This window comes from Lysinibacillus sp. FSL K6-3209, assembly GCF_037976175.1.
Lineage (GTDB): Bacteria > Bacillota > Bacilli > Bacillales_A > Planococcaceae > Lysinibacillus > Lysinibacillus sphaericus_D.
The window spans coordinates 1,785,886-1,806,546 of record NZ_CP150264.1; the positions used below are offsets into that span (position 1 = coordinate 1,785,886).

The 20,661-nt window shown below is 35.4% G+C and carries 26 protein-coding genes; 21 read left to right on the forward strand and 5 right to left on the reverse strand.

The genetic code is table 11. From position 1 onward, the window contains the following. The first annotated feature begins 228 nt into the window (after nucleotides 1-228). Complete coding sequence (locus MHH88_RS08460; protein WP_339262404.1) at nucleotides 229-627, forward strand: MarR family transcriptional regulator; 399 nt, start codon at nucleotides 229-231, stop codon at nucleotides 625-627. 5 nt (nucleotides 628-632) lie between these two features. Further along, nucleotides 633-1,823 (forward strand): MFS transporter, encoded by a 1,191-nt coding sequence (locus MHH88_RS08465; RefSeq protein ID WP_339262406.1) that lies wholly within the window; start codon nucleotides 633-635, stop codon nucleotides 1,821-1,823. 128 nt (nucleotides 1,824-1,951) lie between these two features. Here the strand turns inward: MHH88_RS08465 and MHH88_RS08470 are convergent, their stop codons facing one another. Both MHH88_RS08470 and hmpA read right to left on the reverse strand, forming a co-directional pair. Next, nucleotides 1,952-2,578, reverse strand: coding sequence for an NlpC/P60 family protein (locus tag MHH88_RS08470; protein ID WP_069511486.1), 627 nt, complete (start codon nucleotides 2,576-2,578; stop codon nucleotides 1,952-1,954). Between the two features lie 193 nt (nucleotides 2,579-2,771). After that, nucleotides 2,772-3,980, reverse strand: a complete 1,209-nt coding sequence (gene hmpA, locus MHH88_RS08475; protein WP_339262407.1) for an NO-inducible flavohemoprotein — start codon at nucleotides 3,978-3,980, stop codon at nucleotides 2,772-2,774. A gap of 348 nt (nucleotides 3,981-4,328) precedes the next feature. Between hmpA and MHH88_RS08480 the strand changes: the two genes are divergently transcribed. The 18 genes from MHH88_RS08480 (at nucleotide 4,329) to MHH88_RS08565 (ending at nucleotide 16,220) form a co-directional block, all read left to right on the forward strand. Then, complete coding sequence (locus MHH88_RS08480; protein ID WP_339262409.1) at nucleotides 4,329-4,532, forward strand: transcription initiation factor TFIIIB; 204 nt, start codon at nucleotides 4,329-4,331, stop codon at nucleotides 4,530-4,532. A 307-nt stretch (nucleotides 4,533-4,839) separates the two neighbouring features. Further along, nucleotides 4,840-4,998, forward strand: coding sequence for a hypothetical protein (locus MHH88_RS08485; RefSeq protein ID WP_339262410.1), 159 nt, complete (start codon nucleotides 4,840-4,842; stop codon nucleotides 4,996-4,998). Nucleotides 4,999-5,022: 24 nt separating this feature from the next. Continuing rightward, nucleotides 5,023-5,742, forward strand: coding sequence for a metallophosphoesterase family protein (locus MHH88_RS08490; protein ID WP_339262412.1), 720 nt, complete (start codon nucleotides 5,023-5,025; stop codon nucleotides 5,740-5,742). A gap of 139 nt (nucleotides 5,743-5,881) precedes the next feature. Beyond that, the gene (locus MHH88_RS08495; RefSeq protein ID WP_024363433.1) at nucleotides 5,882-6,529 is read left to right on the forward strand and encodes a GntR family transcriptional regulator; all 648 of its coding nucleotides are present in this window, start codon (nucleotides 5,882-5,884) and stop codon (nucleotides 6,527-6,529) included. 234 nt (nucleotides 6,530-6,763) lie between these two features. Beyond that, nucleotides 6,764-7,411: a M20/M25/M40 family metallo-hydrolase gene (locus MHH88_RS08500; RefSeq protein ID WP_339262414.1), complete on the forward strand. Its 648-nt coding sequence runs from the start codon at nucleotides 6,764-6,766 to the stop codon at nucleotides 7,409-7,411. Nucleotides 7,412-7,422: 11 nt separating this feature from the next. Continuing rightward, a complete protein-coding gene (locus tag MHH88_RS08505; protein ID WP_339262416.1) occupies nucleotides 7,423-7,632 on the forward strand; it encodes a M20/M25/M40 family metallo-hydrolase in 210 nt (69 codons plus the stop codon). Nucleotides 7,633-7,875: 243 nt separating this feature from the next. Next, entirely contained in the window at nucleotides 7,876-8,688 is an 813-nt protein-coding gene (locus MHH88_RS08510; RefSeq protein WP_339262417.1) for an amino acid ABC transporter substrate-binding protein, read from the forward strand. 100 nt (nucleotides 8,689-8,788) lie between these two features. Then, the gene (locus MHH88_RS08515) at nucleotides 8,789-9,445 is read left to right on the forward strand and encodes an amino acid ABC transporter permease (protein ID WP_025219199.1); all 657 of its coding nucleotides are present in this window, start codon (nucleotides 8,789-8,791) and stop codon (nucleotides 9,443-9,445) included. A 12-nt stretch (nucleotides 9,446-9,457) separates the two neighbouring features. Further along, nucleotides 9,458-10,204 carry an amino acid ABC transporter ATP-binding protein gene (locus tag MHH88_RS08520; RefSeq protein ID WP_103976992.1) on the forward strand — a complete coding sequence of 249 codons (747 nt, stop codon included), beginning with the start codon at nucleotides 9,458-9,460 and terminating at the stop codon, nucleotides 10,202-10,204. Nucleotides 10,205-10,551: 347 nt separating this feature from the next. Beyond that, on the forward strand, nucleotides 10,552-11,337 hold the full coding sequence (locus tag MHH88_RS08525) for a S8 family serine peptidase (protein WP_339262419.1): 786 nt from the start codon (nucleotides 10,552-10,554) through the stop codon (nucleotides 11,335-11,337). An 18-nt stretch (nucleotides 11,338-11,355) separates the two neighbouring features. Beyond that, nucleotides 11,356-12,309 (forward strand): SAR2788 family putative toxin, encoded by a 954-nt coding sequence (locus MHH88_RS08530; protein WP_339262421.1) that lies wholly within the window; start codon nucleotides 11,356-11,358, stop codon nucleotides 12,307-12,309. A 19-nt stretch (nucleotides 12,310-12,328) separates the two neighbouring features. Continuing rightward, nucleotides 12,329-12,862, forward strand: a complete 534-nt coding sequence (locus MHH88_RS08535; RefSeq protein WP_339262423.1) for a hypothetical protein — start codon at nucleotides 12,329-12,331, stop codon at nucleotides 12,860-12,862. A 133-nt stretch (nucleotides 12,863-12,995) separates the two neighbouring features. Beyond that, complete coding sequence (locus MHH88_RS08540) at nucleotides 12,996-13,949, forward strand: SAR2788 family putative toxin (RefSeq protein WP_339262425.1); 954 nt, start codon at nucleotides 12,996-12,998, stop codon at nucleotides 13,947-13,949. A gap of 21 nt (nucleotides 13,950-13,970) precedes the next feature. Further along, the gene (locus tag MHH88_RS08545; RefSeq protein WP_339262426.1) at nucleotides 13,971-14,519 is read left to right on the forward strand and encodes a hypothetical protein; all 549 of its coding nucleotides are present in this window, start codon (nucleotides 13,971-13,973) and stop codon (nucleotides 14,517-14,519) included. 73 nt (nucleotides 14,520-14,592) lie between these two features. Continuing rightward, nucleotides 14,593-14,754 carry a hypothetical protein gene (locus MHH88_RS08550; protein ID WP_339262427.1) on the forward strand — a complete coding sequence of 54 codons (162 nt, stop codon included), beginning with the start codon at nucleotides 14,593-14,595 and terminating at the stop codon, nucleotides 14,752-14,754. Beyond that, complete coding sequence (locus MHH88_RS08555; protein WP_339262429.1) at nucleotides 14,736-14,984, forward strand: hypothetical protein; 249 nt, start codon at nucleotides 14,736-14,738, stop codon at nucleotides 14,982-14,984. Before MHH88_RS08550 ends, MHH88_RS08555 begins: the two co-directional genes overlap by 19 nt. 228 nt (nucleotides 14,985-15,212) lie before the next feature. Continuing rightward, nucleotides 15,213-15,725, forward strand: a complete 513-nt coding sequence (locus tag MHH88_RS08560) for a hypothetical protein (RefSeq protein ID WP_339262431.1) — start codon at nucleotides 15,213-15,215, stop codon at nucleotides 15,723-15,725. Between the two features lie 294 nt (nucleotides 15,726-16,019). Beyond that, nucleotides 16,020-16,220 (forward strand): hypothetical protein, encoded by a 201-nt coding sequence (locus MHH88_RS08565; RefSeq protein WP_339262432.1) that lies wholly within the window; start codon nucleotides 16,020-16,022, stop codon nucleotides 16,218-16,220. Nucleotides 16,221-16,294: 74 nt separating this feature from the next. Here MHH88_RS08565 and MHH88_RS08570 read toward each other — a convergent pair whose 3' ends face one another. Continuing rightward, entirely contained in the window at nucleotides 16,295-16,687 is a 393-nt protein-coding gene (locus tag MHH88_RS08570; RefSeq protein ID WP_024363445.1) for a ribonuclease HI family protein, read from the reverse strand. Between the two features lie 184 nt (nucleotides 16,688-16,871). On the opposite strand from MHH88_RS08570, the gene MHH88_RS08575 reads away from it, so the two are divergent. Then, nucleotides 16,872-17,063 (forward strand): zinc-finger domain-containing protein, encoded by a 192-nt coding sequence (locus MHH88_RS08575; protein WP_024363446.1) that lies wholly within the window; start codon nucleotides 16,872-16,874, stop codon nucleotides 17,061-17,063. A 490-nt stretch (nucleotides 17,064-17,553) separates the two neighbouring features. Here MHH88_RS08575 and MHH88_RS08580 read toward each other — a convergent pair whose 3' ends face one another. Together MHH88_RS08580 and pepF are read right to left on the reverse strand one after the other, a co-directional pair. Then, the gene (locus tag MHH88_RS08580; RefSeq protein WP_339262433.1) at nucleotides 17,554-18,537 is read right to left on the reverse strand and encodes an SEC-C domain-containing protein; all 984 of its coding nucleotides are present in this window, start codon (nucleotides 18,535-18,537) and stop codon (nucleotides 17,554-17,556) included. A 224-nt stretch (nucleotides 18,538-18,761) separates the two neighbouring features. Next, nucleotides 18,762-20,567, reverse strand: coding sequence for an oligoendopeptidase F (gene pepF, locus MHH88_RS08585; RefSeq protein WP_339262434.1), 1,806 nt, complete (start codon nucleotides 20,565-20,567; stop codon nucleotides 18,762-18,764). Nucleotides 20,568-20,661: the final 94 nt, after the last annotated feature.

Here is a 20,661-nt window from a genome sequence, read left to right on the forward strand (position 1 = left end):
AGCTTTATTCGACATTTACTATAAATTTCCTGCTTTTTGGGATAAAACAGGCCATATCGCCACTAAACTAAAAGAAATCGCCACTAAACTCTTGAGAATCGCCACAAACCTTAAGAAAAACGTCATTAAATGCATGCGCAACGTCAATAAAAATATCTTACTTTACAACATAAAAAATGAGGCGTATAGTATTTATTTAGCTAGGTAAATAAATGAGGGAGAGATACAATGAATCCGATTTTCCATGCATTATTTCAAAAAAGTCGTTATTTAACGAATTGTTTAAATGAGGTTTTAAAACAACATCAGTTGTATAGTTCGCAATGGACCATTTTATATTGTTTACATAAGCACGGTTCAATGACTTTGACACAAATTTGGAAGTATTTAAATGTCGAGGCGCCAAGTATAACAAGAGCTATATCGCGGCTTGAAGATTTAGGCTGGGTGGAAAGAGTTGAAGGAGAAGATAAGCGCGAAAAAATTGTGACGTTGTCAGCCATGGCGGAAGAACGTTTACCGATCATTACAAAAACGATATTAGCATTTGAAGCCGAAATGGTTGGTTCCCTGACTGAAGAAGAACAGTTACAATTTATAAATCTATTGCAAAAAATGAAAGGTTGATTGATATGCAACAAGAGGAAAACACACAAATATGGACGAAGCGGTTTATTAGTTTATTTTTAACAAATATAGCAGTATTTTTTGTTTTTTATGGTCTAGTCACAACTTTACCTTTATATGCGATTGGTGAACTGCACCAAACTGATAAAGAAGCGGGATTATTACTATCGGGGTTCTTGTTATCTGCCATTATAGTACGCCCGTTTTCTGGTAAGTTATTGGATGTGTTCGGTAAGAAAAAGCTATTAGTGATCGCAATTGCAGGCTATTTTTTTTGTACGATTTTATATTTATTTATTCACCCATTTGGTCTTTTATTAACTTTGCGATTTGTGCAAGGGATTTTCTTTAGTATTATTACGACAGCAGCCGGTTCTTTAGCGGCTGATATTGTGCCAGCAAGTCGTAAAGGAGCAGGTCTAGGCTATTTTACAATGTCCACAAATTTAGCCGTAGTCATTGGTCCTTTTATCGGTTTACTACTAATTCAATATAGTAGTTTTAATGTTTTGTTTATCGTTATGAGTATCTGTATTTTAGTAGGGGGTATACTAGCTGTAACAGTTGATACAGAGGATTTACCGAAGCCTGAACATACGGGGAAATTGACATTTAAATTTGATGATTTATTTGAACGGAAAGCATTGCCAGTAGCTGCTATTGCAAGTATGGTCGCGTTTTCTTATGCAAGTGTTTTATCATTTTTGTCAGTATACGCACAGCAAAAAGATTTAATGGCTGTGGCAAGTCTTTTTTATGCTGTGTTTGCAGCCGCTATGTTAATTACACGACCTTATACTGGCAAGCTTTATGATACGAAAGGACCGCAGTTTGTTATTATCCCCGGTATTATTTCTTTCGCAATTGGACTAATCCTCCTTGCTAATGTTTCAGGAGCAGCACTCTTTTTAATTTCGGCCGTTTTTATTGGCTTTGGTTACGGTGCTGTAACGACAAGCTTGCAAGCACTAGCAGTTCAATCAACCGCCCATACTCGTAGTGGCTATGCAACAGCAACATATTTTACAATGTTCGATCTTGGTATTGCCCTTGGATCATATATTTTAGGTATGATCGCGGTGCAAGTAGGGTACGCTTCTGTCTATTTGACAGGTGCAGCTGTACTTGGTGTTGTCTTTATTATCTATTTGCTTCGCTTAGCAAAATTAAAAGCCAAGAAAGTAGCACACACATAACATTTTTGAGATTGCTGATAAACCTAGAAATCGCCCATTACGATTGTAAAGGGCGATTTTATTTTGGGATTAGCCTGAATGCAATAAAAAAAGAAAAACAGTTAGGGCATGCCTAACTGTTTTATAAATCATGATAAGCGTCCATAACCTACAAAATGTTTCTTCCAGTAGGAGCTGTGAATGTTGGCAATGCTAACACCGCCATCACTAGCATTAATCATTTGGTTATTGCCAATATAAATACCTGCATGTGAAATGCCTGCTTTATAAGTATTGGCGAAAAATACTAAATCCCCAACTTGTGGTGATGTTATTTTTTTTGCAGCATAATAAAAGCCTGCTGCTGATTTGCGACTTGTCGAAATACCAGCATTATTATAAACATAAGTAATGTAGCCCGAGCAATCAAATCCTGTGCTCGGTTTGCTACCACCAAATGTATACTTTACACCTAATTGCTGTTTGGCAACTTGAACAAGGCTTTTCGGTGCGCTCGGGGTTGCTGGAGCTTTTGCAGGCGTGCTATTCAGCGTTAATTTTTGTCCAACACGAATATTTGAAGAAGTTAAGTTATTCCATCTCATCAATGTTTGATAAGAAATGCCGTTTTGACTGGCAATTTTCCATAGGGAATCCCCAGATTTCACTGTATATGTTGCAGCAGATGCTGTGTCAATTGTTGAAAAAAGTACAGAAGAGCCTAACGCTAATACTGCTAATTTCATCCCCCACTTATTTCGTTTATTCTTTTTCATGATATGTATCCTCCTAAAAACATTAAAACGTATTACTTGGTACAATAATGATATTAACATGCCAATATTACAGTTCTATGTCAACAAAATAACATTAAGGATACAATTTATATAATAATGGAGAAACGCTAATTAAGCTTATAACTTAAGCAATAGAAAAAACTAGCCCTGCGCATACAGGGCTAGTCCATTGTTACTTTGTATTTAATTGTAGTGCGGGACCGAAAAATTCGTAATGGATTTGACTGTCTGCGATATTGCATTCGTGTAAAGCATTTACTGCTGCTTCCATAAACGGAGTTGGGCCGCAAATGTATACTTGTGTATCTTGTGTTAAAAGAGGTCGAAGCACGTTTGCATTAATGTACTCCTTATTATCAGAATACAACACTTTATGATGGGCATTGCTGTCTTTTTTGAATACGCGGAACAGCTTGCTTAAACCAGTAGGACCATTTAAAGCATTCATTTTATTTTGAATATCTTCATGGAAAGCAAGGACATGTTCATTCCGTGCACATTGGAGGAACGTAACATTTTCTTTATTTTCAATCGTTTGTAACATCGCATTTAACGGTGTTACACCAATGCCACCACTAATGAATAGTACGGGAGCACTTGTTGGCTCATATGTGAATACACCGGCTGGTGCACTAACATCAATAATTGTTCCAAGTGCAGCATCATGTAAGAAGTTGGAAACTTTCCCTTTTGGACTGTGTGCACTTTCTCGTTTCACAGAAATTCGGAATTCTTGCCCATTACTTGCTTGGGATAATGTATATTGACGATTTAATAAATAATCTTCACCTGGAATTGTTACACGAATAGAAACATATTGGCCCGGTTTGTACGCAGGTACTTTTGAGCCGTCTATTGGTTGCAGGTAAAAGGATGTAACATCATCGCTTTCTTTGACAGTGCGCGTAAGTTTGAATTGTTTAAATGCGCGCCAGCCATTATTATGTTCTGCCGTTTTATATAAATCTTCTTCCACTGAAATAAAGATATCTGCAATCACGCCATACGCTTTGCCCCAAGCTTCGATGATTTCATCAGTTGCTGCATCACCTAAAACTTCTTTAATAGCTGCAAGCAAGTATTGACCGACAATTGGATAATGCTCAGGTAAGACGCCAAGACTGACATGTTTATGTGCAATTTGTACGACAACTGGTACGATCGGTTCTAAGTTATCGATATGTTGTGCAGCGGCATACACTGTATTTGCTAAAGCGCCCTGTTGGCGACCTTTTGTTTGATTAGTATGGTTGAAAATATTTAAAAGTGATGGATTATCTTTAAATAAATTGTGATAGAAAGTTTTTGTAATGGCTACACCGTGTACCTCCAAAACCGGTACTGTGGATTTAATCACGTTAATTGTATGTTGATCTAACATGTTGAACACGTCCTTTCGTGCTTTACTATATGCTTAAACAATCTTTAAAGCAATATATAAAATACATCTTTAACAAAATAGACACAAACATGTATATATAATACTTCTTTTGTTTAAAAGTTCTTCGTGCTGTTTGGCATTAAGATAAATATAGTAGAATTACGATAAAAGGAGATATTTATAGAGATTGTTTGCTGAAAAACTATTAGTAAATGTGAACGATTACTTTGAAATGAAACGAAATAATTATTCGGTCGTAAATATAGTTAGAAAAAGCATACATTTTTTAACCATCAATAATATGGTATCTATTGAACTTTTACATAGATCAAATAAGGAGGTTTTCGCGTGAATCAGAATCCGACAATAACGGAATGTCCAAAATGTGGTGGACTAGAATTAGGGAAGGGAAAACATAGTGGATATGCATTAATGCACCCAGTGAACAAGATGAGCTTTGGCTCAGAAGTTGAATATATTCTTTGTACAGACTGCGGTTTTATTATCGAAAGCTATGTCAAAAAGCCCGAGAAATTTAAAGGGACGCTTTAAGGTTTATTTTGATTGAGGAGGTGATTTAAATGAAATTTCATATACTGGGGGAAAAAATGAACAAATAGAAATTGAAGTATTAGTAAGAAGTTACCCCAATAGCACAGATTATTGGGATGCCAATTGGATTACATCAACGATAAAAATCGAAATCCCAGGTTACTTAGTTCAATTTACTGCAGATTTAAGAACAGACGAATTAAGGGATTTTCTTGCTGAATTAACTATGATAAGTAGTGATTTAAGTGGTAAAGCAATGCTATTAAATATGGAAGATTATATACAACTTGAATGTCAAATGAACAAGATGTGGCAACTATTGTGGTCAGGTCAAACATGTTATCCAGTAGGAAACGGAGCGGTGTTAAGATTTGAATTTAAATCTGATCAATCCTATTTGCAAAGATTAGTAAAGGAATTAGAAGACATTTTGTTTGTTTTTCCCGTAATAGGTAATACTGGTTAGGTGGGGGCAAGAGGAGGGAGCTTTGTGACGAAAATTGCAATTATCTCGGATATCCATGGAAATAAAACGGCATTGGAAGCAGTTTTAAAAGATATTCGCTTAAGAAAAATTGAAAGAATTTTTTGTTTAGGTGATTTAATTGGCAAAGGTCCACGTGGATCTGAATGTATAGAACTTATCCAAAAGAATTGCGAACGAGTCGTGCGAGGCAATTGGGACGTATTTATTCAATCGCCTACAGACAATGATTTTATTCAGTGGTTCAAATATAGATTAACAATAAAAGATTATCAGTATTTAAAATCGTTACCATTTCATATTGATCTCGAATTAAATGGACAATTGATAAGGTTTTTCCATGCGTCTCCAAGAAGTGAATTTGAGCGTATTTTGGATAGTCATCCACTTGAAAAGCGATTATCTATGTTTGACAATAGTACAATAACAGATCCAAACCATACCAATAAAATTCCTGATATTGTATTCTACGGCGATATTCATACAACTTTTTTACATACATATACAAATGGTATTTTGTGTAACGTGGGGAGTGTAGGCAATTCACTGGATTTAACTTCAGCTTCCTATGCAATACTAGATGGAACCTATGCAAACAATGCTATTCAATTTATTAGGGTAAAGTATGATAGAGAGGCTGAGCTTCAGATTGCACAAGCGTTGGGTTTACCTCAATTCGATAAATACTATGATGAAATTATGTTAGCGAAATATCGCAATACATAATGGTTTTTTTATATAAGAGGGAAAGCGATTTAACAAATAAAAATCCATTTCATGACTATGGCTAAGATACTTGAAAAAAGTGTATAGTGTATAGTAGATAAAAAGGATTGTAAAAATATTATTAAATAGAGGTTACTTTATGAATAATTATTTATCGTTAAAAGACCATGTTTATAATTATATCGTAGATCAAATCAACAACGGGAATCTGATTGCTGGAAAAAAGGTCAATGAAAGTGCGATTAGTGAAAGCTTAAATGTTAGCAGGACACCAGTTAGAGAGGCATTAATACAATTGTCTTCTGAAGGGTTATTAGAAAATGTGCCAAGAAAAGGGTTTGTAATTAAAAATCTAACAACAGAAGAAGCGAAAGAAACGTATTTTATTATTGGGGCATTAGATGGTTTAGCTGCTTCATTAGCAGCCCCTTTTTTAACCGAGAAACATATGAATGAAATGGAGTTTTATATTCAAAGTATTGATTTAGCCATAAATACTGGCAATTTCTCGATGTATCATAAAATGCAGGAAGCTTTTCACGGCGTCTATCTTTCTGTCTGCCCAAATAAAAGTCTTGTAAATCTTCTTTTACAATTACAAAAAAAGTTTTTGAAAAACTTCGCTCATTCTGGTGAGGCAGAACTGACAAAGAAAAGATTGTCTCAAACTAATAATGAACATCGAAAAATGATGGAATTATTTAAAAAAGGTGAGCTAGCTGAACTAGAGAGATACATGAAAGAAGTACATTGGAATATTGATAAAGCAGAGCTTATCCCACTTTAGGATGAAAAATGCTCGCTTATACACAAAAAAATAAAATATAATATACAATATACATTATACGAATTTGTATAAATTGAAAGCGTTAGGGATTAAAAAATCAGGTTATTTTTAGGAGGGAATTACACAGTGAAAAGTTTAAATTTCGATTAAGCAAAACAATTGCGACACGAATTGCATCAACATCCGGAACTTTCGAACGAGGAAGTTTGGACAAAGCAACATTTAGTTAATTTTTTGAAAACGTATACAAATCTAGAAATTGTAGTTAAAGGAAAGCGGTTTTATGCCATTTACTATGCCAAATCAGCTACGCAAAATATCGCGTTCCGTGCAGATTTTGATGCCCTTCCGATGGATGAAGTAATTGATCTTCCTTGGGCTTCTCAATTTCCAGGTAAAGCACATAAATGTGGACATGATGGTCATGCAGCGACTTTAGCGGGTTTTGCACTGGAGGTCGATCAAATGGGCGCCGATAAAAATATCTTTTTCCTCTTTCAGCCTGCGGAAGAAACGGGCGATGGAGCCATTCAATGTGTAGATTTTATTAAAGAACATAATATCGACGAAATTTTCGCCTACCATAATATGAGTGGGCTCGCTTATAAAACCGTCGGAATTATTGATGGTACAGCATTATGTGCTTCTAAGGGGATGACCATCCATATGGAAGGTTCACCTACCCATGCCAGTCAGCCGGAAAAGGGCATTAATCCAGCATTTGCGATTGCGAACATTGTCCGAGCAATTCCTGATTTTACAGCTCCAGAACGCCATAATGGGCTTGTCCTTTGTACAGTTGTACATATTGATGTTGGAGAAAATGCTTTTGGTATCGCAGCTTCGAAAGGGGATTTACGTTTAACGATACGTGCCCTATAGGGGCTGAAAATGTGGTGGATAATGGATACCTCGGAGGCTCGGAAGACTTTTCTTACATTTCACAGGAAGTACCTTCTGCATTTGTTGTGTTAGGAACTGGCAAAGAAGGCGAGGCTCCAGTGCACAACCCGCGTATGCGCCAAAATGAAGAGATTTTTAAATATGGCGCTGCTTTACATGCAAATGTGGCAATAGAATGGCTAAAACAACAGCATAAATAATTTCTTGAAAAAACAGTTCAGCTAAGTTGAGTAGTTGAACTGTTTTTTTGTTGGAACAAGTTACGCTTCTGTTATATTCAATCGTTCATAATAGAGAAATTTTTATTGAATAATATTCTAATAATTCAATCAGGATATTGACAATAATGCGCCAGTTTGATATTCTTTAACACATTAGTAGTTTAGCAAGAGAAAGCGGAGTTTTGGTATTAAACAAATTACAATGTTAGGGGATATTAGATTATGAAGCGTATTTTTACACTACTTTTTATGCTTACAGCTATATTTGCTTTAGCAGCTTGTGGTACTTCTGGAGATAAATCGAGTACGACGGATAGCTCGAAGGAGACAACGAAAACAACAGACAAAGATACTATTATTATTGGAATCGATGACAAGTTTGCACCAATGGGATTCCGTGATGATAAAAACGAAATCGTTGGCTTTGATATTGACTTAGCACGTGCTGCTGCCGAACATATGGGAATGGAAGCTCAATTCCAACCAATCGATTGGAAAACGAAAGAAGCTGAATTGATTAGCGGTCGTATCGATGTAATTTGGAATGGTTACACAATTACAGATGAGCGTAAAGAAAAGGTTTTATTCTCAAAACCATACCTAGAAAACTCACAAGCTGTAATGGTATTAAATAAATCGTCTATTAAAAAATTAAGTGATTTAGCAGGAAAAGAAATCGGTATTCAATCACAATCATCTGCTGCTGAAGCACTGAATTCAAATCCAATTCACAAAGAAGTGAAAAACGTAACAGAATTTGCAGACAATGTATTAGCTTTAACAGATTTAAAAACGGGGCGTGTAGATGCAGTCATTATTGATGCTGTTGTAGCAGAATATTACATGACGCAAGAGCCTAACACATTCAAATTATTAGATGAATCATTAGCACCAGAACAATACGGAATTGGTGTCAAACCAGGTAACGAAGCATTATTAGAAAAACTGCAAGCCGCTTTAGATAAAATGAATGAAGATGGCACAGCCGCAGAAATTTCAACAAAATGGTTTGGTGAAAACAAGGTTTTAAAATAATGTAAAGAAATCGTGTATTTACGCGCACATTTTAATTGAATGTTATCAGTCGATAAGAGTTTCCTCGTGAAACTCTTATCTTTTTGGAGGGAAAATGATTATGGCGGACTACTGGCAAACAATGATTTTGCCGATGCTTGAAGGCGCAAAAATGACGGTGTTGCTGTTCATTATTGCCATTTTGGTATCGATTCCACTAGGTTTTTTGCTTACATTAGCTGTGAAAAGCCGTATTAAACCACTGTCTTGGCTAGCAAATACGTATATTTATGTCATGCGCGGTACACCGCTATTACTACAATTGTTATTAATTTGCTTCGGTTTACCGATGGTGCCGGTAATCGGTGAATATCTCGTACTTGACCGCTTTGTTGCCGCATGTCTTGGCTTTATTTTAAATTATGCTGCCTACTTTGCAGAAATATTCCGTGGTGGCTTATTAGCAATTGATAAGGGCCAATACGAAGCTGCGCAAGTATTAGGTCTGTCAAAATGGCAAACAACAACACGCATTATATTGCCACAAATGTTCCGTGTAGCGTTGCCTGCTTTATCGAATGAATCCGTTACATTAATTAAAGACACAGCACTTCTTTATGCGGTAGCTGTACCTGAACTGCTGCATTTTGCACAAACAGCTGTCAACCGTGACTTTACCATTGTGCCGTTCTTTATTGCGGGTGCTATTTATTTGGTTATGACGCTTGTCTTAACGGTATTCTTTAAGTGGCTAGAAAAACGTTTTAAATTTGAATAGAGGTGGACACAGATGGCATTGCTTGAAGTATCGAATTTGAAGAAATCCTTTGGCAAGTTAGAGGTGCTAAAGACCATCACATTGAACATAGAGAAAAATGATGTCGTGGCTGTTATTGGTCCTTCTGGATCGGGTAAAAGTACAATGCTTCGAAGCTTAATCCATTTAGAAGAAATTAATGGCGGCAGCATTTGTGTAGATGGTGATTATTTAGTACAAAACGGAACATATGCCAAGCAACAAGACATTAAAAAAATTACGGCAAAAATGGGCATGGTATTTCAACATTTTAATCTATTCCCTCATTTAACAGTACAACAAAACCTTGAAATTGCACCAGGCTTACTAAAAACGGAGTCATCAGATGCTATTAAAAAACGTTGTCAAGACTTACTACAAAAAATTGGTCTTGCTGATAAGGCACAGGCCTACCCAGCAAATTTGTCTGGTGGACAAAAACAGCGTGTGGCCATTGCACGAGCGCTTATGATGAATCCACAAATTTTATTATTTGATGAGCCCACTTCTGCCCTTGATCCAGAACTGACAGGTGAAGTATTAAAAGTCATGAAAGATTTAGCGGAAGACCAGATGACAATGATTGTTGTGACACATGAAATGGGGTTTGCACGAGAGGTCGCAAACAAAGTAGTTTTTATGGACGGCGGCGATGTTATCGAGGCTAACCATCCAGAAGCGTTCTTTACGAATCCACAACACGAACGGACAAAAGCATTTTTACAAAGGAATTTAAAATAATAGAGAAGCTGTCTCATTTGAGATAGCTTTTTTTGATAGAGTCATAAGGAAATCGCTAGTAAAACTTCAGGTAACGCCACGAAACCCTCGGGAATCGCCACAAAACCTACAGAAAACGCCACTAAACTAATAGGAAACGCCATTAAAATTGGCATGGAAATCTACATTAAATTGATTGACAACCTTTATCGAGATAATTTAGAATAATCAAAAAATGATTGAAAAACTTCATTTGTCTTCGAAAAACCCTACAGAATAACTCTCTTTACGAAATCCATGTTGGAAATATTTTTTAACAACTACATAACAAGGTGGCGAACACTATCAATAAAAAATTTAGTGTATTGTTGTCATTGATTATTTGCATTCTTTGTTATTTTGCCTTCGGACAATTGGCAATAAAAAGTGACGGCGAATATATAAAAGTTGCTGTACTGGACAGTGGTATAAATAAAGATTTGGATGTCTTTCAAGGTGTCGCATTTGAAGAAGTCAATTTAACGCATCCTGGGGAAAAAATTAAAGATGATTTTAATCATGGTACGCCAGTCGCGGGAATTATTGTAGGAGAAGCAAAAGCTAAATTAAAAATATACGATATTAAACTTTTAGATGCACAAGGCAATGGCTCAATTGATCATTTAGTAGAAGCTATTACATGGTGCATAGATAGACAGGTAGATTTCATTAATATTAGTTTTGGCTTTCAAACGCCCAATTCTGAACTAGAATCTATTATTGAAAAAGCAGTAGAACAAGGAATTACTATAGTCGCCGCAGCTGGTAATACATATGGTTTAGCAACGGACTATCCAGCAAAATTGGATGGTGTATTGTCAATAGGTTCTATTAATGAAAAAAATAAACGATCCTCTTTTTCAGCTATTGGAAAAATTGATTATGTTTTTAACGGGGAGAATGTACAAAGTATTCATCATAATGGGCAAGCATCTGTCTTTACGGGAACCTCTTTTGCAGCTGCCTATGCAACACATCTATTCATTCAGTTGAAAGAAATATATAAGGAGGTTGAGCCAAAAGAAAATTTTAACGCTATCTTACAACAATATACTGTGACAAAAGATTTTTGGAATGCAGCTGAATATGGAAAAGGTACGATATTTATACAATAATAAAGGGGAAATGAAACGATGAAATGGAAAAAACACTTTATATCTATTATTATTGCAGCGTTGCTATTTGCAAATATTGCACCCAATTTGATTTCTGCACAGGGATATGATGTAGTGTCTGAAGAGCCTATTGTAATGGTTTCCATAGATGAAATACAGGATGTGAATACAGAAGAATACCAACAAGAACTATACGATGAATTAAATAAAAATCTTATTTATTCAGACGATAGTACGATAAATATTCGGAATATTGAAATATATGATAACGAATTATTTGTCCAAACAACTTTTGAGTCCGAGGATTTGAAAGCGGATTTAGACATCAAGTTTGATAGTGAAAGCGAAGACATATTAATCGATAGTGTCATCGAAGAAAACGGCACTGTAGAGCAAAACCAATATCGTGTGACGATGCAACAATTGGAAGATGACCATTACAGTACAATCTTTACGAATTTAGAAACGGATGAAACCTTTGAAAGCAATCCTGTAAGGTTGCAGGCATCCATTATACCTGCCATTGTATACAGAATTGGTAGTGCGATTATTCAATATACAATAACAAAAATCGGGACTAAGAAAATCCTGAAAATTGGCAAACGCTCATTTTACAGCAAGTCAAAAGATGCAGCGAAAAAAGCTGTAGCAAACTTTACAGATATCACTTTGGATGTAGGCGGTGGTAAAAAGGTTATTTTTACGAAAGCGAAAATGAGACATATTCTAGAAAATCATCATCCAAATTATTGGACTGGAAATGAAGGAAAGTCGTTTTTTGATCCTGATTTATCTGTTAATGATATTAAAAATATTGTCACAACGGTAATAAATAAGAATAAAGTTGCTATTTCTAAAGGCTTAAAAGATAGAAAAGGTGTAGAGGCTCTAGCTAAAGTAAATGGAATTGAATATAGAGTTTTTATTAAAAAACAAGGGTACGTAAGTTCTGCATACCCTATTGGAAGATAAATAAAGGAGAGCTGTTTATATGGACAAGATAAAAATCGAAACGTTTATTGGGCAACAAAATCATTGTACTTTTCCAGTTTTCACAGTTGACAGTGTTTCTATTAAGGACCCATTAGCTGTTGAAAGGGCACAGAAAATTTTAGAAGAGAACGAGGGCGATTATTTAAGTGGATTTGTTTCATTGATTTTTAATGATGAGATTATATTTTGTGAAGAGCAATTAACTGAATGTTTATTAGATACTTGGAGTACTTTAAGTTATGTTTTAGAAAGCAGATATGATGGAAGGGGTCATCGGATTGTTTTTTTAGATAATGGTAAATATTTTGATACTGTAATTGAAAATACGGGACAGTATTATCGAATTCAACTTGATTCTTCCCAGGAATTCCTCTTGCCAAAAGAGGAATTCTTGAATGAACTGAAGAAGAAGTTTTTTGAATTTGTGGAGTTTTGCAAGAATGAAAAACTACAGTTTTCCGAAGAAAGTTCTTATCGCGGGCTTTTAGAAACGTATGAAGAATTAATACAAAATGAAGAGAAAAAAATTTAGAAGGAAAAAATATAAACGGGAGACTGGTTTTTAGTGAGCAGTCACCCACAATCTATTTTTCTTTTATTACTCATAAGTGTGAGGAGTAGTATGAATAAACTAAAAATGGAATAATAAAAAGGGGGATGAAAAGATGAAATTTAAAAAATCCTTCATATCTATTATTATTGCAGCGTTGCTATTTGCAAATATTGGGCCCAATTTGATTGCTGCACAGGAAGATGATGTGGTGTCTGATGAGCCTATTGTGATGATTTCTGTAGATGATATACAAGACGTTAATACAGAAGAATACCAACAAGAACTATACGAAGAATTAAATAAAAATCTTATTTATTCAGATGATAGTACGATAAATATTCGGAATATTGAAATATACGATAACGAATTATTTGTCCAAACAACTTTTGAGTCCGAGGATTTGAAAGCCGATTTAGACATCAAGTTTGATAGTGAAAGCGAAGAAATATTGATCGATAGTGTTATCGAAGAAAACGGCACTGTAGAGCAAAACCAATATCGTGTGACGATGCAACAACTGGAAGATGACCATTACAGTACAATCTTTACGGATTTAGAAACGCAGGAAACGTATGAAAGCAATCCTGTAATATTACAGCCTCACGTAATACCACCATTGGTATACTTAATCGGTGGTGAAGTTGTTAGATATACAGTACTAAAATTCGGTTTTAAACAGGTTCTGAAAATTGGCAAACGTACATTTTTTAGTAAATCAAAAGATGCGGCGAAAAAGGCTGTAGTAAACTTTACAGATGTAACGATTGATGTCGGTGCTGGTAAGAGAGTTTATTTTACGAAGGCTAACATGAGACATATTTTGGAAAGACATCATCCGAATTATTGGACTGGAAAAGAGAAAAAGACATTTTTTGATCCGGATTTATCTGTTAATGATATCCGTAATATTGTTACTACAGTAATTAATAATAATAAATCTGCGATATCTAAAAGATTAAATGATATTCAAGGTATAAATGTGCGAGCGAAAGTAAACGGAATTGAATATGAAGTTAGGCTTAATAAGTATGGTCATGTAAATTCAGCTTTTCCAGTTGGAAAATGATGAGAAAGTGTGGTTCTTTGTATGAGTAAACTAAAAATCGAAACATTTATAGGGGAAGAAGATATAACTGCTCCTGTTTATAAAATTGAAAGTTTTCCTATTACCTCTCCATTAGCAGTAGAAAAGGCGCAGAACATTTTAGAGGAAAACGAAGGAGATTACTTAAGTGGGTTTGTAAGCTTGATTTATAATGAGATGGTGATTTTTAGTGAAGAACAATTAACGGAAGATTTATTAGATACGTGGTGTGATTTAATCTATATTTTAAACCATAGATATGATGGAAGAAGTATTGATATTACTTTTTTAGATAATTACAAGGGCAATGCATTAGTTCAAGAAATCGGCCATTTTTATGAAATTCAACTAAATCATTTACAGCGTTTTCTCGTACCTATAGAGCTATTCCGGAATGAGGTAAAGAAGGAATTTCTTAATTTTGTGGAGTTTTGTAAAAATGAAAAACTACAGTTCGCCGAAGACAGTTTATATCGGGGAATTTTAGAAACGTATGATGAATTACTTCAACATGAAGAAAAAAAACTTAGAGGGCTAAAGTTTAAATTATAGATGGGAGACTATTTGTTTTTAGCAAGTAGTCCCCACAATGTTTTTTGGATTACTCATAAGTGTGAGGTGTCGTATGAATAAACTTAAAATTGAAACCTTTATAGGGGAAGAAGATATAACTGCTCCTGTTTATAAAATTGAAAGTTTTTCTATTACCAATCCATTAGCAGTGGAAAAGGCACAGAAGATATTAGAAGAAAACGAGGGAGATTACTTATGGGCTTTGTCAGCTTGATTTATAATGAGACGGTGATTTTTGGTGAAGAACAATTAACGGAAAGATTATTAGAAACGTGGAGTGATTTAATTTATATTTTTAATAATCACTATGATGGAAGAAGTCATGGAATTGTTTTTTTAGATAATGCTCCCTATAATGATACAGTAATTCAAGAAGTTGGTGAGTTTTATGGAATACAACTAGTACACACGTTTTCTAGTTCCTATCGAGCTTTTCAAAAATGAAGTGAAAAAGGAATTTATTAAATTTGTGGAGTTTTGTAAAAATGAGAAATTACAGTTTTCCGAGGAGAGTTCTTATCGTGGACTTTTAGAAACATATGATGAATTACTTCAAAATGAAGAGGAAAAAACTTAGAAGGCTAAAATTTAAAATATAGATGGGAGACTACTTGTTTTTAGCAAGTAGTCCCCACAATGTTTTTTGGATTACTCATAAGTGTGAAGTGTCGTATGAATAAACTTAAAATTGAAACCTTTATAGGGGAAGAAGATATAACTGCTCCTGTTTATAAAATTGAAAGTTGCCCCATTACCAATCCTTTAGCGGTAGAAAAGGCACAGAAGATTTTAGAAGAAAACGAAGGTGATTACCTATGTGGCTTTGTCAGCTTAATTTATAATGATGTGGTTATTTTTGGTGAAGAGCAAATAACGGAAGATTTATTAGATACGTGGTGTGATTTAATTTATATTTTTGATAATCATTATGATGGAAGAAGGCATGGGATAGTTTTTTTAGATAATGCTTCTTATGATGATACAGTAATTCAAGAAATAGGACAGTTTTATCAAATTGAACTTAATAGTTCAAGCCAATTCCTCTTGCCAAAAGAATCATTCAAAAATGAACTGAAAAAGGAATTTTTTAAATTTGTGGAGTTTTGTAAAAATGAAAAATTACAGTTTGCCGAAGACAGTTTATATCGAGCACTATTAGAAACATATGATGAATTACTTTTTTGAGCTGCCCCTACAAAAAGATTTTTTAGTAGCATTACTTATAACAGAAGACTCATCATGGAAGCGGGGTGCTTTTATGAATGCGCTAAAAAAAATACATTCATTGGTCGACAATATGATAGCAATTTTCCAGAAGTAATAACTGATGCTGTTCCTATGGCTTTGTCAGCTTAATTTATAATGATGTGGTCATTTTTGGTGAAGAGCAAATAACGGAATGTTTGTTAGATACGTGGAGTACTTTTAGTTATCTTTTAGAAAGTAGATATGATGGAAGCAATCATCATATAATTTTTTTTGGATAATTATCCATATATCGATACTACAATTCAAGAAAATGGGCAATATTATGAAATTCAACTTGATCGTTATCAGTCTTTTCTTGTGCCGATTGAACCTTTTAAAGAAGAGCTGAAAAAAGAATTTTTTAAATTTGTAGAGTTTTGTAAAAATGAAAACTTTGGTTTTCTGAAGAAAGTTCTTATCGAGGGCTTTTAGAAACATACAATGAACTAAAATTAAGCGAATAGGGGATTGCTTGTGTTTAGCGAGCAATCCCCACTATATTATTATTAATTTTTTTCTTTTTGAATAGCGTTGCGTGCTAGTGCATCTGCCGCTTTATTTTGCCCATCTGGAATCCATTTGATGAAAAATAAATCAAAATTATTTGCAAGTGTTAATGCTTGTTCAAGAAAAGGTTTAAATTCTTCGTTTTTGACATATTCTTTTTCTATAGATGTAACGACCACTTTTGAATCGGAACGGACGGAGACAATGCTTGTACCTAGTTTTTGTGCTTCTTCTAAGCCCCGTACTAATGCGGTGAATTCGGCGATATGATTATTAGTATGACCGATGTACTCACTAATTTGTACGTGATGGCCTTCTCCTTTAATAAAAATGCCAATGCCGCTAGGGCCAGGATTACCTGCACTTGCCGCATCGATATAGACCTCTAACATGAAAATCCCTACTTTGCGATTAGACTTCCATTTTATTGTACAGCAATGGGGCTGTTTGACAACCTCCAAATGATTGAAACAATTTTTGTTAAATTAGGATGAACAAAATAGTTGCTTGAATACAATGTTGACTTCATAATAGAAAGACATGAAATTTTGGACGTGAAAGGGGCGAATGTTCTTAATGGATAAAGTGACGGTTATGAAAGATATTGATGAACTACATGATATGTACTGTGCTGATTGCTTAGTCATTAAGCAACTGCGGAAAGAACGTGGGAAACAAGGGGCCCATCGTTTTTGTATTGAGGCGTGTACAGTAGGGGAGCGATTGCAGTTTTTAGGGGAAGAGCTAATGAAAGTGTATAGCAAATAAGGCGCTGATTGTGAGAACTCACATAAAAATATCCAATAAGAAATTTTTATGCATGAAATTAAGCATATGTAGTGCTTTTCTTGCATAAATAACTATATGTTCGGAAATAATAAAATTGGTTGGTTACCATAGAAAAAGCTACCTTGTTGTCTGTTATGCAGATAACGAACGTAGCTTTTTTCTATTTATTTATTGGAACGCGGGTAAAACAGAAGAAATCGCGGATAGAAGCCTATCAAACGCGGGTAAAACAGTATAAATCGCGGATAGAAGTCCATCAAACGCGGGTAAAACAGTATAAATCGCGGATAGAAGTCCATCAAACGCGGGTAAAACAATATAAATCGCGGATAGAAGTCCATCAAACGAGGGTAAAACAGTGTAAATCGTGGATAGAAGCCTATCCAATCGCTACTAAACCTTGGCAAGTACTACCTTAGCAAAAAAGTGTTAGATTGAATGCAACTCAATCTAACACTTTTTCTGTTTTTTATTTTGTTGAAGCGTATTGACTTAAATCTTGGTAGTATTTTGTTAAAGAGGAAGGAGAAATATCGAAAGTCGCTGCAATTTCTTTGACTGTCATAGAAAGTGATTCAAATAGCTCTTTTTCCTGACCGTAGCGAATAGCACCTGCTGCGATTGCCGCTTCTTTACGTGCAGATGGTTGTCCTTCGATTAAGTAATCCTCTAATAGTTCAAGCATCGGTGCTGTTTCACGCTCATTTTGCTCAAGGAATTCCTTAACTTGTGTAATAACACCATTCTCGAAGTTTGTGAATTCTTCGCCCTTGTAGCCATTAGACACAAGTAGCTCCCAGAATGTTAGATGATCTTCTTTTAAGAATGTTTGAACCTTCTTATTCGAAGCCTCGAAGTTTTCTTTTAACTTCACAAATACCTGTTCATGGTCATGTGGGAAGAATATAAGCGTTGATACCGCTAAATAATGCGCTTCCTGCTTTGTGCCATCTGGCAAGATAAACGCAAAGACATGCATTCCCTCAGGAATTGGCTTATCATTTTCGCGACGGATGTAAATTTCTTCATTTGAAAGAACATGACTAGCTTTAAAATATTTTTCCTCTACAACAGTTACCGTACCAATAAAGAGTGTAGGTTGAGACCAGCCTTCAAGCACTTTTAAAGTTGAAGGTCTTACCGTCTTTTTCTTCGTTTTCTTTAAATAACCTTTCCAAATAGATGGCTCTTGATGGAAGAAGAAGTCGTCTAACGCAATCGCTTCAATAAGCTCACGTTGTAGTACGCTCTCTAATTTAGGCTGCCATGTGCCAACATGCTCGATATAAGCACGAACATCTTTGCGTTCTGGATATTCTAAATAAAATGTTTGTAGTACACGCTCTAGTTCTTCGATTGCTACAGCTTCAACTGTAACTTGCTGTTTACCTTCACAACATTTTTTGTATTTTTTGCCGCTACCGCATGTGCATGGATCATTACGTTTTACCATAATTAGAAACACTTCCTTTGAAAATTGTTAGTCGATTTTTGCTAAATAAATTGCGTACACTTAATAATAACGGTACTTTTGTATGAAGAAAAATGATTATCTATTTTGAAATATCAAAAAATTAGAGGGACGCCCTAATTCTATTATATGTATGTATTTTCTAGCTTAGAACTAAAAAAAGAAAACCATCTACGCACTTGAATCGAGCGTAGATGGTAATACTATTAGACTTCAATCTCTGCTGTTAGTCTTTCAAGCTCGTCAATTAAATGACCAATGTAAGCAATTGTTTCTCGCAGCGGTTGATCTGTCGTGACATCAACACCTGCCATTTGGGCAAGTTCTACAGGCGATTTCGTACCACCTGCTTGCAGTACTTTTAACCATTCGTCTACAGCCTGACTACCTTCTTTTAAAATACGTTGCGATACTTGTGTAGAAATCGTTAAACCAGCACTATATGTGTATGGATACAAGCCCATATAGTAATGAGGCTGACGCATCCAAGTCAATTCTGCGCCTTCTGAAATATGGACAGTATCGCCCCAGAAATCTTCTAAAACAGTACGTTTTAATTGATTCAATACTGTAGCATTCACTGATTCGCCAGCGTCTACTAGTTCATATACTTTACGTTGGTATGCTGCCTCTAGTAAATGTGTGACGAAGTTATGATAATATGTTTTCGATACGATGTTTGATATAACCCAACGTTTAAAGCGTTTATCATCATTATGTGTCAATAAATAGTTTGCTAGTAGCATCTCATTCATTGTAGATGGCGCCTCAATAAAGTAGAGGGAAGGGCGATTATTTAAATATGATTGATGGGCATGTGCATTAACAAAATGACCAGCGTGACCAAGCTCATGGATTAGTGTGAAAACCTCGTTCATTCGCTCATTCCATGACATTAAAATGTATGGATGGCTACCGTAAGGACTTGAGCAAAATGCGCCTGTAGATTTTCCTTTATTTGGTGCATAATCAATCCAGCGCTCGTTGAACGCTCTTTCAATCATTTCCTCATAATCTTTACCCATCACAGCTAATGATTTTTCAACATAATCTTTTGCTTCTGCCATTGTTAATTTTGGATCATAGCTTGGATCGAGCGCTATTTTTAAATCAGCAAACGTCATTTTATCTAAGCCATGCGCTTTTTGTACAAGCTTGGCATAACGACGCATATGTGGAGCAAGCTCTTTTGTAATAAGGTCAATTTGACGATTATAAAGTGAACGATCGACATCTTGGTCAAACAGTAAAAAATCAATGACAGAGTCGAAGCCCCGTAAATCAGCTATTGTTTTCTCTTGCTGGATATGCGTGTTATATACTTTAGCCGTAGTATGTTGATACTCACGAAGCTTGTTAGAAAAGGCATTGAATGCCGCTCGACGAATCGTTGGATCGCTTTCAAGTTCCCAATCATTTTCGAATAACACATAGCTAAGCGGATGATTTTTGCCATTTGCCTCAAACTCCCCGAAATGCATATCCACGAGCTTTGTCGTGTTGTAAATTTCATAAGGTGCGTCGAATGTCGAACGCAAAGCAGCAAGCGTTTTTTCTACTTCAGGATGTAGTTGATGAGGCTTTTGCTTTAATAGTTGTGTGATATAGCGCTTATATAGGGGACTTAACGCTGCAGCTTGCTCTAAAATGGTTTCGTCTAATGCAAGCAATTCGCTATTCACGAATGCGATGGAACTGCTAATTTTTCCAATTGCCGTGCTAAATTTTGCTGCGCGCATTTGTGCAACGTCATCCGTACGATCAGCCTGTATATTTAAGCTCGCATAGGTTCCAAGAGGGATAATACCTACTTGTAATGCTTCAAAGGCTGTCAGTACCTCAATTACCTTGTGTGCATCCGTAATGCTCCCTTTATAGGTGCTTTCGAATTTTACTGCATCTTCTACAAACTGAGCTAATGCAGGTTCAAAATCAGCGTCATTTTCAAGTAAATCCTGTAAATTCCACGTTTCTTCCACTGCAACATCTTTCCGTAATGGTAATACTTCCATGTCAGAACACCCCTTTTAACGTAAGTGATTCCATTATAACGAAACTATTTCGAAAAGTGAAATAATTACAGGGGGAAGAATAAGATTTTAGTAG